The sequence below is a fragment of the Streptomyces uncialis genome, assembly GCF_036250755.1.
Taxonomy (GTDB): Bacteria; Actinomycetota; Actinomycetes; order Streptomycetales; family Streptomycetaceae; genus Streptomyces; species Streptomyces uncialis.
On sequence record NZ_CP109583.1, the window covers coordinates 4,244,695 to 4,260,642 of the forward strand.

A 15,948-nucleotide genomic window follows, 5' to 3' on the forward strand; every position below is an offset into this window, starting at 1 on the left:
CGCCGCGGCACCCGTCCGGCCGGTTCAGCCCGTCCGGGCAGTGCATCGCGCCCGGCCGGTGCATCGCGCCCGGCCGGTGCATCGCGCCCGGCCGGTGCATCGCGCCCGGCCGGTGCATCGCGCCCGGCCGGTTCAGCCCGTCGCCGGGTCCGTGGGCGGTTCCGGCGACGGGTCCGGGGGCGGGGTCCTGGCGCCGGGTGCCGGGTGTGCCGGGCGACGGGTGGCGAGGAGGACGGTGAGCGACGCGGTGACGGCGGCCGGCCACAGCGGAGCACCGTGGAAGGCGCCGCCCGCGAAGGCCGCGCCGCACAGCGCGAGGGTGACCGCGGCGAGGAACACCGGCCAGTCGGACGCCACCAGCGGACGGCCGTCCGTCGCGTCGGTCGCCTGGCCCAGTCCGACGGCGAGCGCGAGCAGCCACAGCGCGATACCGCCGAAGCTGAACAGCAGCGCCCAGCCGACCTCGGAGACCGCGGCCGTGAAGTCGTCCCGGGTGCACAGCGGTTCCCCGTAGGCACCGCAGCTCCCCGCCGGACGGTCACGGACCAGCCCGGTGCCGAACAGCCAGCCACCCGCGGCCGTCAGCGGCGCGCACAGCGCCGACCCGAGCAGCCGCGCGGTCCGGGGACCACGCGCGGCGGCTGCCGGGTCAAAGTCGGTCCCCATGGTCGAACGTTCCCTCTCCCCCGCTACGGGGTCCCCAACTCACCCCGTACTGCCGGTGACGGGAGCGTGAACGCCAGGGGCGGCGCGGGGTGGGGCGGGGTGATGGGGCGCGGGTCGGCCCAGGTCGGTGCGGCCCGAGGTGACCGCGCTGGGGCGGTGCGGCCCGGGGCGGTCACCTCCGCTGGGAGCGCCACACCAGGTACAGCGCGGTGGCGAACGCGGCGGCGCGCAGCACCCAGGGCCAGGTGCCCTCGATCGCGGTGGTCAGCTGTCCGTCGGCGACGGGGTCGCCCCACCGGCCGTCGACCCGGCCCCACAGCCACACCACGCCCCCGGAGAGCGCGAGACCCGGCAGCCACAGCACGGCGAACTTGGACTCGGTCGGGCTGAGCCGCCGGGACGCCCAGGCGATCACCCAGCCCGCGCCGAGCGCGAGCGGGTTGCCGATGACCGCGCCGGTCACGAGGAGCGCGGCGGCGATCAGCAGCAGGGGGTTGGACCACCCGGTGAGCAGGGCGCGGCCCAGATGACGCGAGCCGCCTTCCACGGCAGGCGCGGCGGCCTTCGCGGGGGGCCGGCGCAGGGCCAGGGCCCGCCGCAGGAACCTGCGCCCGGGGCCGCCGGGCCGCTCCTCCTCGTCCCCGGTGCCGTCCCCGTCCTCCTCGTCCTCGTCCTCGTCGTCGCTGGGCGGGGGTTTCAGTATCTCGGGGATCTCGATGCCGCCGACGAAGCCGGGCACATGGTCGCTGAGCCCCGTCCCGGTCTCCACCCGCCACCAGTCCTGCTGCTCCGCGGACTCGCCCAGTTCCTCCAGCCCCGCCAGATGCGGGGGCGACGGCGGGCGTGGCGCGACACCGTTGCCGGGTCCGCCCTCCACGGGCGCCGCAGGGCCGCTGGTACGGGACCGGGGCCGCGGGACGAGACGGCGAAGCCCGCGGGGCTTCGGGGGACCGGGGGACTTGGTGAGGTCCGCGGGGGTACGGGGCCCGTGCCCGGGGGGCGCGTCGGGCGGAGCCGTGGCTGGACGCGTCGCGTCGGGCGGTGCCGTGGGCGGGCCGGGGGCATCGGACCAGGGTGGGTGCGGGCCGGGGGCGTCGGACCGGGCCGGGTGCGGGCCGGGCGCGTCGGCCGGGGGTACCGGCACGCCCGGGGGGTCGGTGGGGGGCGCGGGTGCGTGGGGGGTTTCGGGGGTGCGCTGTTCGGGGACGGCGACGGGGGTGCCCACGGGGGGCGGGGCGTCCGGCCGGGTCCGGTCCGCCGTCATCGCGCCCGCCTGGGTGACCAGTTCGGTCGGGTCGCCGAGGCGGTTGAGGATGCGGCGTACGGACGCGGGGGTGTCGACCGGGGTCTTCGCCCGCCGCCGGTCGATCTCCTCCCGCAGCCCGGAGACGAGGCGCATGCGCGCGGCCGACGGCAGTTGCCGCTGCTGTGCCAGATCGCCCACCCGACTCAGATAGTCGAAGACGAGCTGGTCGCTCTCAATCCCCACGGGTCGCCTTCGCTCGCGCCGCCAGGTTCTCGTGCCTGGGCCTACGTGATCCTGTGCGGGTGCTCGGTGGTGTCGCGCGGGTCGCCGCGCGGCTTGGTCCTGGGCCCCAAAGGGTACCGCCTTCGCTTGCGCTTCTGAGGTCCGTCCGGCGGGCCGCACTTGTTCCCGTACGGGTCGCCTTCGCTCGCGCTTTTGAGGTCTGTCCGGGTGGGCGCACTTGTTCCTGTGCCGTCGCTCGTGGATTTCGCGCAGTTCCCCGCGGGTCGCCTTCGCTCTCGCCCCGGGGTTGCCTGTGCTGGGCGCACTTGTTCCTGTACGGGTCGTCCGTAGGTGCGCGGTTCCTCGCGCCCCTGGGTCTGTCCGGCTGGGCGCACTTGTTCCTGTGCCGTCGTTCGTCGTTTTCGCGCAGTTCCCCGCGCCCCTTCGGGGCGCGTCCGGCCGGTTCTTCGGGTCGGTGCCGGTCGGGATTCTCCGTCCTCGATCCGACACGCTCGGTACGACGTCCAGTTGCTCCACCGAAGCATCGGAGTCTGCGAGCAGAGATTCCCGCCCACCCCCTTACGCAGCCGAGCGCCTGCGAGAGGAGGGGGTTTGAACCCCGACCCCGGTCGATGAGAGTCCGCAGCCGGACGACAGCCCCAGGCGGGCGCCCCAAAGGGGCGCGGGGAACTGCGCACCCACCGGACGACCCGCACGGGACAAGTTCGTCCACCACAGGCAACCCCGGCGCGCGAGCGAAGGCGACCCGCGGGGAACCGCGCAAAGACGAGGGCAGACCCGCACCCGAAGAGCGACCGCAACAGGGCAGCACCTCAGGGGCGCGGGGAACTGCGCAACCCACGAGCGACGGCACAGGAACAAGTGCGCCCAGCCGGACAGACCCAGGGGCGCGGGGAACTGCGCACCCACCGGACGACCCGCACGAGGACAATTGGGCCCCGCCGGACAGACCTCAGAAGCGCGAGCGAAGGCGACCCGCACGGGGCCAAGTACGGCCAGGAGTGAGCCGGGGAGCCCCCCGTGTCGTACCGTGAGCCGGATGAGCGGCACGTCACCCGTAAGCCAACCGCCAAGGTCCCTCGCAGAAGCGCTCCGCACCCGGGACGACACCGCCCTCGCGGCCCTCCTGCGGGCACGCCCCGACCTCCTGAGCCCCGTCCCCGGCGACCTCACCCAGCTCGCCACCCGCGCGGGGACCCGCGCCAGCGTCCTGCGCGCCCTGGAGAGACTCGACCGCTTCACCCAGCAGGCCGCCGAAGCCCTGTGCGTGGCCCCGGACCCCGCCTCGTACGACGACCTGCTCCGGCTGATGGCCGGGGACGACGAGGACCCGGAGGTGACCGCCGCGCTGCCCGCGGCGGTCGCCCGGCTGCGCGAGCAGGCGCTGCTGTGGGGGGACGACCGGCGGCTGCGCCTGGTCCGCACCGCACGCGAGCTCCTGGCCCCCGGTCCGTCCCAGCCCTCCCCCACCGGCCTCGGTCCGAGCGTGACGGAGACCGTCGCGGGGATGTCGCCGGGCCGCGTCCAGACGATCGTGACGACGGCCGGGCTGCCGAACACGCACGACTCCGTGTCGGCGGTCGCCGCGCTCGGGGCCCTGTTCGGGAACCGCGACCGGATGGCCGCACTCCTCGCGCAGGCCCCCGCCGATTCCCTGGAGGTGCTGGACCGGCTGGTCTGGGGGCCGCCGTACGGGCAGGTCAACGCCGATCCGGCGCCCCGGCTGCGCTGGCTGCTGGACCGGGGACTGCTGCTGCCGACCACCCCGGGCACGGTCGTCCTGCCCCGCGAGGTGGCCCTGTACCTGCGGGCCGGACGCGCGCACCGCGTCCCCGAACCGCTGCCGCCCGCCGTCACCGAACGGACCGGTCACCGGCCCCAGGTGGTGGACGCGACGGCCGCCGGGCAGGCGTACACCGCGCTGTCGACCGTCGAGGAACTGCTCACGGACTGGGACGAGGGCGGTCCTTCGGTGCTGCGCTCGGGCGGCCTCAGCGTCCGTGACCTCAAGCGGACCGCAGTCGCGCTGGACCTCCCGGATCCCGTCGCCGCGTTCTGGGTGGAACTCGCCCACAGCGCCGGGCTGATCGCCTCCGACGGCCGCACCGACGAGCGGTACGCGGCGACCCCCGCCTACGACGGATGGCGCGAGCTGGCCCCCGCCGACCGCTGGGCCGTGCTGGTCACCACCTGGCTCGCCACGACCCGCACCCCGGGACTCGTCGGCGGCCGGGACGCCAAGGACCGCGCGCTGGCGGCGCTCGGCCCGGGGCTGGACCGCTCCGCCGCGCCCCGGGTGCGGCTGCGGGTGCTCAGCCTGCTCGCCGGTCTGCCCGAGGGCGCCGCGCCGGACCCCGACACCGTGCTGGCCCGGCTCCGCTGGGAGCGCCCGGTCCACCCCGGCACCCCGGGTGCGGGCGCGGGCGCGTCGGGAGGCGCCGCCGCCGCCCCCGCGTACGGGACGCCCGCGTACGGCCCGCCCGTGTACGGGGCCCCCGTCCCCGAGGGCGAGCGGTACGGCGACCTGCGCAGCAGACTCGCCCGCTGGACCCTCGCGGAGGCGGAACTGCTCGGTATCACCGGCCGGGGCGCCCTGTCCGCCCCGGGCCGCACGCTCCTCGCCGACATCGGCGACGACCCGGACGCCCCGTCCGCCGACCGGCTCGCACGGGCCGCCACAAGGGCCGCCGAACGGCTCGCGCCGCTGCTCCCGCGCCCCCTGGACCATGTCCTGCTCCAGGCCGACCTCACCGCCGTCGCCCCCGGCCCGCTGGAACGGCCGCTCGCGGAGACCCTCGCCGTCCTCGCGGACGTCGAGTCCAAGGGCGGGGCCACCGTGTACCGCTTCACCCCGGGGTCGGTCCGCCGGGCCCTGGACGCCGGGCGTACCGCGAGCGATCTCCACGCGTTCCTCGCCGCCCGTTCCCGGACCCCCGTCCCGCAGCCCCTCACGTATCTGATCGACGATGTCGCCCGCCGCCATGGGCAGCTGCGGATCGGGGCCGCCTCGGCCTACGTCCGCTGCGACGACGAGAGCACGCTGGACGAGATCCTCGCGGACCGCCGCGCCGACTCCCTGCGGCTGCGCCGGCTCGCCCCGACCGTGCTCGCCGCGCAGGCCGACCCCGGGTCGCTGCTGGAGGTGCTGCGCACGATGGGCTTCGCACCGGCCGCCGAGACCCCCGAGGGCGATGTCATGATCGCCCGGGCCCACGCGTACCGCACGGGCCCCCGTACCCCGCCCGAACCGGTCCACGACGGTCCCCCGCGCCCCGACGACGTCCTGCTGCGGGCCGCGGTGCGCGCGGTGCGGGCCGGGGACCTGGCCGCGACGGTGCCCCGCAAGGCCGCGCCCGAGCAGTCCGGCGATCTCCCGAGGACCAGCGCGGCCGAGACCCTGGCCACCGTCCAGGCGGCGGTGATGACCGGTGAGGCCCTCTGGATCGGCTATGTGAACGCGGAGGGCGCCGCCAGCCAGCGGGTGATCGCCCCGATCCGGGTGGAGGGCGGCTTCGTCACCGCGTACGACCACACCGCCGACGAGGTCCGGACCTACCCCCTGCACCGGGTCACCGGGGTCGCGGAACTCGCGGAGGGCGAGGGCTGAGGGACCCGGCGGCCCCCGGCGGCGGGCGGTCCCGGCCACCGTGCGCGGCCGGTGAGGCACACTGGATGTTTGGCCGCGAGGGCCGCCACGCGGTCCGCCGGGCCCGGCACACCCCCGTGGGCCCCGCCGCACGACCGCACCGCAGAAAGGGACGCGCGTGAACGGACCCCTGATCGTCCAGTCCGACAAGACCCTGCTCCTGGAGGTCGACCACGAGCTGGCCGACGCCTGCCGGCGCGTCATCGCGCCCTTCGCGGAGCTGGAGCGCGCGCCCGAGCACATCCACACCTACCGGCTCACGCCGCTGGGGCTGTGGAACGCGCGGGCCGCCGGACACGACGCCGAGCAGGTGGTCGACGCGCTGGTGGAGTACAGCCGCTATCCGGTGCCGCACGCGCTGCTGGTCGACATCGCCGAGACGATGGACCGCTACGGGCGGCTCACCCTGAGCAAGCATCCCGCGCACGGACTGGTGCTCTCCAGCACCGACCGGCCGGTGCTGGAGGAGATCCTGCGGTCCAAGCGGATCGCCCCGCTGGTGGGCATCCGGATCGACGCGGACACCGTCGCCGTGCACCCCTCGGAGCGCGGGCAGATCAAGCAGACGCTGCTGCGGCTCGGCTGGCCCGCCGAGGACCTCGCCGGGTACGTGGACGGGGAGGCCCACCCGATCGAGCTGGCCGAGGACGGCTGGGCGCTGCGGCCCTATCAGCGCCAGGCCGTGGAGGGGTTCTGGCACGGCGGTTCCGGGGTCGTCGTGCTGCCGTGCGGCGCGGGCAAGACGCTGGTCGGGGCCGGGGCGATGGCCGAGGCCAAGGCGACCACGCTGATCCTCGTCACGAACACCGTCTCCGCCCGGCAGTGGAAGCACGAGCTGGTGCGCCGGACCTCGCTCACCGAGGAGGAGATCGGCGAGTACAGCGGCACCCGCAAGGAGATCCGCCCGGTCACCATCGCCACGTACCAGGTGCTGACGACCCGGCGGAAGGGCGTCTACCCGCATCTGGAGCTGTTCGACTCCCGGGACTGGGGGCTCGTCATTTACGACGAGGTGCATCTGCTGCCCGCGCCCGTCTTCAAGTTCACCGCCGATCTCCAGGCCCGGCGCAGACTCGGGCTGACCGCGACCCTGGTCCGGGAGGACGGCCGTGAGTCGGACGTCTTCTCGCTGATCGGGCCCAAGCGGTTCGACGCGCCGTGGAAGGAGATCGAGGCGCAGGGCTACATCGCGCCCGCCGACTGCGTGGAGGTGCGGGTCAATCTCACCGGGGCGGAGCGGCTGGCGTACGCGACCGCCGAGGCGGAGGAGAAGTACCGCTACTGCGCGACGACCGCGACGAAGCGGAAGGTGACGGAGGCGCTGGTCCGCAAGCACCGGGGGGAGCAGACCCTGGTGATCGGCCAGTACATCGACCAGCTGGACGAGCTGGGGGAGCATCTGGACGCCCCGGTGATCAAGGGCGAGACCTCGAACGCGCAGCGGGAGAAGCTGTTCGACGCGTTCCGGGCGGGTGAGCTGTCGGTGCTGGTGGTGTCGAAGGTGGCGAACTTCTCGATCGACCTGCCGGAGGCGACGGTCGCCATCCAGGTGTCGGGCACCTTCGGGTCCCGTCAGGAGGAGGCCCAGCGGCTGGGCCGGGTGCTGCGGCCGAAGGCGGACGGGCACGAGGCCCGCTTCTACTCGGTCGTGGCCCGCGACACCATCGACCAGGACTTCGCGGCGCACCGCCAGCGGTTCCTGGCGGAGCAGGGGTACGCGTACCGCATCGTCGACGCGGACGACCTGCTGAGCGATCCGTCGGCGGCGGAACAGCCGGAGTAGGGGGATCGGCGGGCCGGGGTCAGTGGTGGCGGGCCGTGCGGACGCCCGCCTCCTCCGTGTACTCCCCGAGCACCGCGACGCCGAACGCCGTGGAGACGAAGACCTTGACGGCCCGCAGGGCGTCACCCAGCGGGTGCGCCCGGTGGGCGCCGCTCAGGGCGGTGGAGCCGGGCCTCGCGGTACGGACAGGACCTGGGGTGAATGCCGTGCTGCTCATACCTCCAGTGTCGGTTTTCCGCACGCCGGGCACATCTGCCGGAGGGCGGAACCCGCGCGCGCCGCTCTACGACCAGCGACGGACGGCGACCCTGGGACCGTCCCCTAGTCCTCAGGGGGGAGCGGGGTCAGTCCCTCGAAGTACGCCTTCTGCGCCGGGTAGTACGCCTCGAACTCCGGCAGGTCCCCGCCGTCACGGGACGTGACCAGCCGGTCCAGGTAGTACTCCCAGCCCGGTCCGACCTCGCCGAGGCCCTCGGTGCCGGTGAGGTGGTGCACCAGCGCGAGCCGGGTGTGCCCGTCGTCCGTCCCGGTCAGGCGGATCTCCAGCCGCCAGGAGCCGTAGTCGTCCTGGGTGGTGACCACCAGCCGCCGGGGCGGTTCACAGGCGTCGATCCGTACCTCGGACCAGGGTTCCCCCTCCTCGAACGCGAGTCGTACCCGGACCGTGCGGCCGGGTGCGCCTTGTCCCTCCCAGGGGCCGAACCAGCGGGCGGTGCGCTCGGGGTCGGTCACGCTCGCCCAGACGTCCTCGACGGGTGCCCGGAAGGTGCGGGTGAGGATCAGCTCGTCGCCGTCGGCGCTGCGGAACAGGCGACCGGTGGGCTGCGGTGTCATGCGGTGTCCTCCGTGCGTTCGTGACCTGTGTGCGGTGCGGGGCCCGCGGCGGGTCCGGCGGTGCCCGTCGCGCGTTCCCTGCGGGTGCGGTGGACCTCGGTCTCCAGGGCGTCGAGGTGGTGCTCCCAGCCGGCCGGGGCGCTCAGCCGGGCGATCCAGCCGGCGAGTTCGCCCAGCGGTTCGGGGGTGAGGGTGTACAGGCGCCGCCGTCCGACGGGCTCGTCACGGACCAGTCCGCTCTCCCGGAGCACCCGCAGATGACGGCTTATCGCCGGGCGGCTGATCGGGAAGGGGCGTGCGATCTCCCCGACGGGCAGGGGCCGGGCCCGCAGCATCATCAGGATCTCCCGCCGTACCGGATCGGCCAGCGCCACGGCCACATCGTCCATGCCGGGAAGCGTAACCCACAGGTTACGCATTCGTCCCCACCTGGACGGAGAAACGTACGCTCCGGAGGAGAGAAACCCGTTGGCGCCCGGCGACCGCCCTCGCCTAGGATCTCCGCTCCTGCCCGCCTCCCGCGCGGAGTGCCGCCCTCCGGCCGGAAACCGGACGGCCCCCTCACCGAACCGCACACCGTCCGGAAGGCCGCATCCGTGTCCAGCACGCCCCCCGAGTCCGTCCCGCCCCCCGCCGCCACCGGGTCCCCGGACCCCCTCGCCCTGGAGCGGGCGCATCTCGCCGCCTCCCGGGCGGCCCTGCGCGGTATGCGGGACGACGTCGAGTCCCTCGACATCAAGGACGTCACCGCGAACTGGGTCAACGCGGCGGCGCTCCAGCACCAGATCGAGCTGCGGATCAAGGCACTCGCGGACCTCGCGCACACGCCCCTGTTCTTCGGCAGGCTGGACTTCCTGCGCGCCCCGGGGACGGCGGACGACCCCGACGCCGACCCGGGTGCCGGTGCCGGTGCCGGTGAGGTGTTCTACGTGGGGCGGCGCCATGTGCACGACGCCGCGGGCGACCCGATGGTGATCGACTGGCGGGCGCGGGTGTCCCAGGCGTTCTACCGGGCGTCGAAGAAGGACCCGATGGACATCGGGCTGCGCCGCCGCTTCGGCTACACGGGCGGCGACCTCACCGCGTACGAGGACGAGCGGCTGTCCGACCCCGCCGAGGAGTCCCGTACCAGCGCGCTGCTCCAGCGGGAGATCGAACGGCCGCGCGTCGGGCCGATGCGGGACATCGTGGCGACGATCCAGCCGGAGCAGGACGAGATCGTGCGCGGCGGGCTGTCCGGCACGGTGTGCGTCCAGGGCGGTCCCGGCACCGGGAAGACGGCGGTGGGACTGCACCGGGTCGCGTATCTGCTGTACGCGCACCGCGAGCGCCTCGCGCGCACCGGGACGCTGGTGATCGGCCCGAACCGGTCGTTCCTCCAGTACATCGAGCAGGTGCTGCCCGCGCTGGGCGAGCTGCGGGTGCGGCAGGCGACGGTGGCGGACCTGGTCGCGCATGTCGAGGTCAGGGCGACGGACGGCCCGGCCGCCGCGCTGGTGAAGGGCGACGCCCGGATGGCCGAGGTGCTGAGCCGGGCCCTGCGCTCGTATGTGTCGGCGCCGGCCGGGCCGGTGGTGGTCGTACGCGGCTCCCGGCGGTGGCGGGTCCCGGCCGACGAGCTGACCGCGATGGTGGACGAGCTGCGGGCCCGCGGCCTGCGGTACGGCGCCGCGCGGGAGGCGCTGCCGCAGCGGATCGCGCACGCGGTGCTGGTGCGGATGGAGCAGTCGGGCGAGGCGCCCGACGACCGGGTGCAGGACGCGGTGGCCCGGGACCGGGCGGTGAAGGCGCTGGTCAAGGAGGTGTGGCCGCCGGTCGACCCGGCGAAGCTGGTGCTGCGGCTGCTGTCCGACGCGGAGTTCCTGGCGGAGCACGCCGAGGGGCTGCTGAGCGGGGAGGAGCAGCGGGCCGTGCTGTGGGAGCGGCCCGCGCGCGGGGTGCGCTCGGCGCGCTGGTCGGCGGCGGACGCGGTGCTGGTGGACGAGGCGCGGGACCTGGTCGAGCGGACGCAGTCGCTGGGGCATGTGGTCCTGGACGAGGCGCAGGACCTGTCCCCGATGCAGTACCGGGCGGTGGGGCGGCGCTGCTCGACGGGCTCGGCGACGGTCCTCGGCGACCTCGCGCAGGGCACGACTCCGTGGGCGACCCCGCGCTGGTCCGAGGCGCTGCGGCATCTGGGCAAGGAGGACGCGGTGGTGGAGGAGCTCACGGCCGGGTTCCGGGTGCCGCGCGAGGTCATCGCGTACGCGTCACGGCTGCTGCCGTCGATCGCCCCCGGGCTGGCGGCGGTCGAGTCGGTGCGGGAGGCGCCGGGGTCGCTGGTGGTGCGGGAGGTCCCTCAGGAGGAGCTGACCGGGGCGGTGCTCGCGGCGTGCGCGCGGGCGCTGGAGCACGCGGGGTCGACGGGGCTGATCGCGGCGGACGCGCGGATTCCCGCGCTGGCGGCGGCGCTGGACGCGGCGGGGACGCCGTATCTCGCGCCGGGCGAGGAGACGGGTCCGGGGACGCGGCTCACCCTTGTCCCGGCGTCCCTGGCGAAGGGTCTGGAGTACGACTTCGTGGTCCTCGACGAGCCGGCCGCGGTGGTCGGCGGCGAGCCGGACGAGCGGACGGGCCTGCGGCGCCTGTACGTGGCGCTGACCCGCGCGGTCTCCGGCCTGACGGTCCTCCACGCGAGGCCGCTGCCGGACACGCTGGGCTGACCCGGCCCGGTCCGGCCCGATCCGGTCAGGGGAGCCGGACCCGGCCGCTCGGGGGTGGCGGGCCGGGTGTCCCCGGGTGGTCCGGGAGTTCCCGGGCGGTCCGGGAGTTCCCGGGTGGTCCGGGTGTCGGCGTCCCGGCCGCCGTACGGGCTGGGCCGGCGGCGCCCGGCGGGGTACTCCCGGAGGGGTCAGCCGTCGACGGCCGAGCGCCACTGGCGGACCGCGTCCGCGGAGACGGGGCCCTGCCAGCCGCCGGGGCGCGCCGCGCCGCCGATGTGGAAGCCGTGGACACCGCCCGCGCGCAGCTCGGGGACGTGGGCGAGGCGCAGCCCGCCGCCGACGAGGATCTCCTGCTCGTAGCCGGGTTCACCGGAACGGGCGGTCTCGGCGAGCAACGTTGTCATCCCGTCGTCGACCCCGGCCGCGGCGCCCGCGGTGAGGTAGGTGTCGAGCCCGGGGAGATCGGCGAGCTGCTTGCGGACGGCGTCGCGGTCGGCGGCGCGGTCGAGGGCGCGGTGGAACGTCCACCGGCAGCCCGAGAGTTCGGCGGCGACGGCCTCGACGGCGTAGACGTCGGCCTCGCCGGTGTCGGTGAGGAAGCCGAGCACGAACTCGTCGGCGCCTTCCGCGCGCAGGCCGCGGGCGGCGAGGGCGAGGGCTTCGACGCCCTGGGCGTCACCGGCGGCGAACCCGTCGCTGAGTCTGAGCATCACCCGCAGGGGGATGTCCACGGCGGCCCGGATCTCCGCGAAGCACTCGCGGGAGGGGGTCAGACCGTCGGCGGCCATGTCGGTGACCAGCTCCAGGCGGTCCGCGCCTCCCGCCTGGGCGGCGACGGCGTCCCTCGCGTCGAGGGCGATCACCTCCAGGACTGCACTCTTGCTCATGGGACCCCATCTCTTGCTGGACGTCCCCGGGAGCCCGGGGTGCGTCTGGGCGGGTGTGTCGGTCGGGCCGCCTGTGGGTACTGGCGAGTAGCCCGATAGGTCTAGTCCAATGCCAGCCTACGCCGCAAGGGCTTTCGCCAACAGACGCAAAGGGCCGCGAGGCACCCGGAACACGCCAATCTGACCGGAAGTGGCTGCTCTCCGAGCAGCGGGTCCACACCTGTCCGGCGGGGGAATCCGCCGGTCAGACGGGGGTGTCCGGGGGTGAGCGGGGCAGGGGTGCGGTTCACCACGGGGACGGGTCCATGGCTGGGTCCCCACACCTGCGGTACGGGCGGACCGGGGTTCACGCCCCCTCCCCCGTACGCGTACGCACGGGGGACAATGGGCGGATGGCCGAGTTGATGGAGCGATGGAACCGGACCGTGGACGAGGCCCGGGAAGGGCACACCACCCCGTACGCCGACCCGGCACCGTACGGGGCGGAACTCCTGCGCCGCTGGACGGAACCCCAGCGGAAGTACCACACCGTGACCCATCTGACGGCCGTGCTGGACCAGGTGGACACCCTCGCCCCGCACGCGGACTCCCCCGCCCTGGTCCGCCTCGCCGCCTGGTTCCACGACGCCGTGTACCGCCCCGACCGCTCGGAGAACGAGGAACGCAGCGCCCGCCTCGCCGAACGCGCCCTGTCCGAACTGGGCCTCACGGCAGCCGCCGTCCAGGAGGTGGCCCGGCTGGTCCGGCTGACCACGCACCACGACGCGCGGCCCGGCGACCCCAACGGCGCCGTCCTGTGCGACGCGGACCTCGCGGTCCTCGCGGGCACCCCCGAGGAGTACGCCCGCTACGCGGAAGCCGTCCGCGAGGAGTACCGCTTCGTCCCCGACGACGCGTTCCGCACCGGCCGCGCGGCCGTGCTGCGCCACCTCCTGGAACTGCCGGAGCTCTTCCGCACCCCGTACGCCACCCGCACCTGGGAACCCGCCGCCCGCCGCAACATGACCGCCGAACTGACCCGCCTCACCCCCTGAGCCGCCCCGGGCCGAGCCGAGCCGACGACGTCCCAGCAGCCGGAGCACAGGAGATACCGGGGAATACAGGGAATACGGGGACGCCCATCAGGGTTGTGTTCCGTTATGCCTGCGCCGATATCCGTCCCCGCCGCTGTCCCCGCCCCCACCCCCGGACAGCCCGGCAAACGGATGCCGCTGGCCGTCTACATCCTCGGGCTCTCCGTCTTCGCGCTCGGCACCAGCGAGTTCATGCTGTCGGGGCTGCTGCCGCCGATCGCGGACGACATGGGCGTGACCATCCCGCAGGCGGGCCTGCTCATCTCCGCGTTCGCGATCGGCATGGTGATCGGCGCGCCGCTGCTCGCCGTGGCCACCCTGCGGCTGCCGCGCAAGGCGACCCTCGTGGCGCTGCTGACGGCGTTCGGCCTCGGGCAGGTCGCGGGCGCGCTCGCCCCGACGTACGAGGTGCTGTTCGTGTCGCGGGTGGTGAGCGCGCTCGCCTGCGCCGGGTTCTGGGCGCTGGGCGCGGCCGTCGCCATCGCGATGGTGCCGGTCACCTCACGGGCCCGGGCCATGGCCGTGATGATCGGCGGACTGTCGATCGCGAACGTCCTCGGGGTCCCCGCCGGGGCGTTCCTCGGGGAGCACCTGGGCTGGCGGTCCGCGTTCTGGGCGGTCGGCGCGGCCTCGGCGCTCGCGCTGGTCGGTGTGGTCACGCTCATCCCGCGGATACCGCTGCCCGCCGAGGCACCGAAGCTGCGCCGGGAGCTGCTCATCTACCGCGACCGTGAGGTGTGGCTGGCGGTGACGCTCACCGCGCTCGCCGCGGGCGGGGTGTTCTGCGCGTTCAGCTATCTCGCGCCGCTGCTCACCGATGTGTCGGGGCTCGCGGACGGCTGGGTGCCGACGGTGCTCGGGCTGTTCGGGCTGGGCGCGCTGATCGGGACCTGGCTCGGCGGCCGGTACGCGGACGCGCATCTGTTCGGGGTGATGCTGTCGGGCATCACCGCGTCGACGGTGCTGCTGACCGCGCTGGCGCTGCTCGCCGAGTGGTCCGTGGCGGCGATCGTGGTGTCGTTCCTGCTCGGGATCTCCAGCTTCTGGACCGCGCCCGCGCTGAACGCCCGGATGTTCAACGTGGCGGGCGCCGCGCCGACCCTCGCCGGGGCGACGACCACCGCCGCGTTCAACCTCGGCAACACCGGCGGCCCCTGGCTGGGCGGCACGGCGATCGACGCGGGCTGGGGGTACGAGTCGACCGCGTGGGCGGGTGCGGCCATCATGCTCGTCGCGATCGGTGTGGTCCTGGTGTCGATGCGGCTGCACCGGCGCGGCGGCGGGTCCCTGGTCGTGACGGCGGGGACGCCCGCCGCGGTGCCCCTCGGTCCGGTGGAGCCGTCGGCCCCGCGGGCCGCGCGCTGAGCCACCGGCGGGCCGCGCGCTGAGCCGGTACCGACCGCCGACGCCGCGCCCGGGCATCAGCGCCCCGGCCGACCGCGGGTCAGGGGCGCGGGCGGTGCTTCCGGCGGCGCAGACCCGCTTCGGTGAGCCGGCGGACCAGGTCCTTCGAACCGGTCTCCACCGCACCGGCCCGGACCACGTCGGCGTAGCGGTGGGAGGGGATGTCGTAGTGGTCGCGATCGAAGGCGCGGGGCGGTACGCCGATGAGCGCGGCGAAGGCGTGCAGCTCGTCGTACGAGACATCGCTGACGAGATGGGACCAGAGGCGGCCGTGGCCCGGCCAGGTGGGCGGGTCGATGTACAGCGTCATCGCCCGGGTGTCCCGGGCGGCCGTCCGAGCGAGCCGACGGGCGCGATCTCCACACCCGCCTCCGAGCAGACCCAGTGCGGGTCCGGCCCGAGCTCCGGTTCGACATCGAGGGCGTGCGGCTCGCCGTCGCCGCACACCGGGCACAGCGGCCAGCGCCCGTACCGCTCCAGCAGGGCGTCCTGCACATCCTGGGCGACGAGCCCGGCGACATAGGCGGCGCCCTCGGGCCACTGCTCGGCCCACCAGCGGCGGTGCGCGACCGCGTCCTCCACCAGCGAGACGATGTCCGCGTCCGCGACATCGCCCGCGACCAGGTCCGCCATCACCAGCGCCCGGGCCGCGTGCAGTGCCTGTTCCGTTCCGGACACACCCTTATCCGCGTTCACCACCCCCCCATTGTGCGCCCTCGGCGCACCGTGTCCCGGCCGCGGGGGAAGACGGCCGGGACCCGGGGTCACAGGACCGGTCAGAGCGACGGCGACCCGGTGAGGTCCCAGCGGAAGTCGCCCAGCCCGTCGCCGTCGATGTTGTAGATCACCGTGCCGTCCGCCGTGACGGGGGAGGTCGTGGTGTCGCCGATGGGGCCGCAGGGGATGTTGTCCCCGGAGACCCCGAAGTTCACGATCGGGAAGAAGTTGCACACCAGACCGGCCTGGACCACGTCGTAGCGCTCCAGCCGTACGTGGACCTCCAGCTTGTCGAACTTGTTGATGGAGCCGCCGCCATTGGCGTAGCTGACGCCCGCTCGCGCCGAGTAGCTGCTTGCGCCCTCCTTCTCCACGCACAGATAGATGGTGAGCCTGGTGTCGGTGCCGGGTGTGGGGAAGGTCTTCGGCTGATTGACGCTGCACTTGAAGGGCGCGGCCGAGGCGGGGCCCGCGAAACCGATGACGGGGGTCAGGGCCAGGGCGGATACGGCGGCGGCACTCACCAGACGTGACTTCATGAGGCTCCTCGATGGATCGGCGGTGGTGTGCCCGGAAGACCGGCCGGTACCTCAACGGGGTTCGCCGCCGACGCTACCGGCGGGTCCGGGCCGCGATGCGACGATGCCCGCACGCTTTTCGCGCATTCCCCGCACCCGGGGTCACGGGACCGCGCCACGCGTCCGGACCCGGCCACCGCCGCGCAGACGGAACGCCGGGACCGGAACC

14 protein-coding genes are annotated in these 15,948 nt (G+C 74.7%); 5 read left to right on the forward strand and 9 right to left on the reverse strand.

Annotated elements, in window-relative coordinates; translation table 11 throughout:
• Positions 1–132 precede the first annotated feature (132 nt).
• Together OG711_RS17390 and OG711_RS17395 are read right to left on the reverse strand one after the other, a co-directional pair.
• Positions 133–666 carry a hypothetical protein gene (locus OG711_RS17390; protein WP_329559698.1) on the reverse strand — a complete coding sequence of 178 codons (534 nt, stop codon included), beginning with the start codon at positions 664–666 and terminating at the stop codon, positions 133–135.
• A gap of 172 nt (positions 667–838) precedes the next feature.
• Positions 839–2,155: a hypothetical protein gene (locus OG711_RS17395; RefSeq protein ID WP_329559699.1), complete on the reverse strand. Its 1,317-nt coding sequence runs from the start codon at positions 2,153–2,155 to the stop codon at positions 839–841.
• A 1,039-nt stretch (positions 2,156–3,194) separates the two neighbouring features.
• On the opposite strand from OG711_RS17395, the gene OG711_RS17400 reads away from it, so the two are divergent.
• Both OG711_RS17400 and OG711_RS17405 read left to right on the forward strand, forming a co-directional pair.
• Positions 3,195–5,762: a helicase-associated domain-containing protein gene (locus tag OG711_RS17400; protein ID WP_266509248.1), complete on the forward strand. Its 2,568-nt coding sequence runs from the start codon at positions 3,195–3,197 to the stop codon at positions 5,760–5,762.
• 157 nt (positions 5,763–5,919) lie between these two features.
• Positions 5,920–7,584 (forward strand): DNA repair helicase XPB, encoded by a 1,665-nt coding sequence (locus OG711_RS17405; RefSeq protein WP_073783494.1) that lies wholly within the window; start codon positions 5,920–5,922, stop codon positions 7,582–7,584.
• Between the two features lie 19 nt (positions 7,585–7,603).
• Here OG711_RS17405 and OG711_RS17410 read toward each other — a convergent pair whose 3' ends face one another.
• The 3 genes from OG711_RS17410 to OG711_RS17420 all read right to left on the reverse strand — a co-directional run bounded on the left by OG711_RS17410 (position 7,604) and on the right by OG711_RS17420 (position 8,807).
• Entirely contained in the window at positions 7,604–7,801 is a 198-nt protein-coding gene (locus tag OG711_RS17410) for a hypothetical protein (protein ID WP_073783492.1), read from the reverse strand.
• A gap of 104 nt (positions 7,802–7,905) precedes the next feature.
• On the reverse strand, positions 7,906–8,418 hold the full coding sequence (locus OG711_RS17415; RefSeq protein WP_073783490.1) for an SRPBCC family protein: 513 nt from the start codon (positions 8,416–8,418) through the stop codon (positions 7,906–7,908).
• The gene (locus OG711_RS17420) at positions 8,415–8,807 is read right to left on the reverse strand and encodes an ArsR/SmtB family transcription factor (protein ID WP_266509255.1); all 393 of its coding nucleotides are present in this window, start codon (positions 8,805–8,807) and stop codon (positions 8,415–8,417) included. The genes OG711_RS17415 and OG711_RS17420 overlap by 4 nt, the downstream gene beginning before the upstream one ends.
• A 207-nt stretch (positions 8,808–9,014) precedes the next feature.
• On the opposite strand from OG711_RS17420, the gene OG711_RS17425 reads away from it, so the two are divergent.
• The gene (locus OG711_RS17425) at positions 9,015–11,120 is read left to right on the forward strand and encodes a HelD family protein (protein ID WP_329559700.1); all 2,106 of its coding nucleotides are present in this window, start codon (positions 9,015–9,017) and stop codon (positions 11,118–11,120) included.
• A gap of 188 nt (positions 11,121–11,308) precedes the next feature.
• On the opposite strand, the gene OG711_RS17430 is transcribed toward OG711_RS17425, so the two are convergent.
• Positions 11,309–12,007 (reverse strand): copper homeostasis protein CutC, encoded by a 699-nt coding sequence (locus OG711_RS17430; RefSeq protein ID WP_073783486.1) that lies wholly within the window; start codon positions 12,005–12,007, stop codon positions 11,309–11,311.
• Positions 12,008–12,399: 392 nt separating this feature from the next.
• Between OG711_RS17430 and OG711_RS17435 the strand changes: the two genes are divergently transcribed.
• Both OG711_RS17435 and OG711_RS17440 read left to right on the forward strand, forming a co-directional pair.
• A complete protein-coding gene (locus OG711_RS17435; protein ID WP_073783484.1) occupies positions 12,400–13,041 on the forward strand; it encodes an HD domain-containing protein in 642 nt (213 codons plus the stop codon).
• A gap of 171 nt (positions 13,042–13,212) precedes the next feature.
• A complete protein-coding gene (locus OG711_RS17440) occupies positions 13,213–14,445 on the forward strand; it encodes a Cmx/CmrA family chloramphenicol efflux MFS transporter (RefSeq protein ID WP_073783482.1) in 1,233 nt (410 codons plus the stop codon).
• A gap of 79 nt (positions 14,446–14,524) precedes the next feature.
• On the opposite strand, the gene OG711_RS17445 is transcribed toward OG711_RS17440, so the two are convergent.
• From OG711_RS17445 to OG711_RS17455, 3 genes are all read right to left on the reverse strand, one after another.
• Entirely contained in the window at positions 14,525–14,794 is a 270-nt protein-coding gene (locus OG711_RS17445; RefSeq protein ID WP_073783480.1) for a DUF4031 domain-containing protein, read from the reverse strand.
• Positions 14,791–15,117 (reverse strand): hypothetical protein, encoded by a 327-nt coding sequence (locus OG711_RS17450; protein ID WP_073785347.1) that lies wholly within the window; start codon positions 15,115–15,117, stop codon positions 14,791–14,793. Before OG711_RS17450 ends, OG711_RS17445 begins: the two co-directional genes overlap by 4 nt.
• A gap of 143 nt (positions 15,118–15,260) precedes the next feature.
• Positions 15,261–15,740, reverse strand: a complete 480-nt coding sequence (locus OG711_RS17455; protein WP_329559701.1) for a hypothetical protein — start codon at positions 15,738–15,740, stop codon at positions 15,261–15,263.
• Between the last annotated feature and the right edge of the window lie 208 nt (positions 15,741–15,948).

Coding starts and splice junctions, on each gene's coding strand:
- OG711_RS17390 (WP_329559698.1), bottom strand. CDS start 666: ATGGGGACCGACTTTGACCCGGCAGCCGCCGCGCGTGGTCCCCGGACC.
- OG711_RS17400 (WP_266509248.1), top strand. CDS start 3,195: ATGAGCGGCACGTCACCCGTAAGCCAACCGCCAAGGTCCCTCGCAGAA.
- OG711_RS17410 (WP_073783492.1), bottom strand. CDS start 7,801: ATGAGCAGCACGGCATTCACCCCAGGTCCTGTCCGTACCGCGAGGCCC.
- OG711_RS17415 (WP_073783490.1), bottom strand. CDS start 8,418: ATGACACCGCAGCCCACCGGTCGCCTGTTCCGCAGCGCCGACGGCGAC.
- OG711_RS17420 (WP_266509255.1), bottom strand. CDS start 8,807: ATGGACGATGTGGCCGTGGCGCTGGCCGATCCGGTACGGCGGGAGATC.
- OG711_RS17430 (WP_073783486.1), bottom strand. CDS start 12,007: ATGAGCAAGAGTGCAGTCCTGGAGGTGATCGCCCTCGACGCGAGGGAC.
- OG711_RS17435 (WP_073783484.1), top strand. CDS start 12,400: ATGGCCGAGTTGATGGAGCGATGGAACCGGACCGTGGACGAGGCCCGG.
- OG711_RS17440 (WP_073783482.1), top strand. CDS start 13,213: ATGCCGCTGGCCGTCTACATCCTCGGGCTCTCCGTCTTCGCGCTCGGC.
- OG711_RS17445 (WP_073783480.1), bottom strand. CDS start 14,794: ATGACGCTGTACATCGACCCGCCCACCTGGCCGGGCCACGGCCGCCTC.
- OG711_RS17450 (WP_073785347.1), bottom strand. CDS start 15,117: ATGGCGGACCTGGTCGCGGGCGATGTCGCGGACGCGGACATCGTCTCG.
- OG711_RS17455 (WP_329559701.1), bottom strand. CDS start 15,740: ATGAAGTCACGTCTGGTGAGTGCCGCCGCCGTATCCGCCCTGGCCCTG.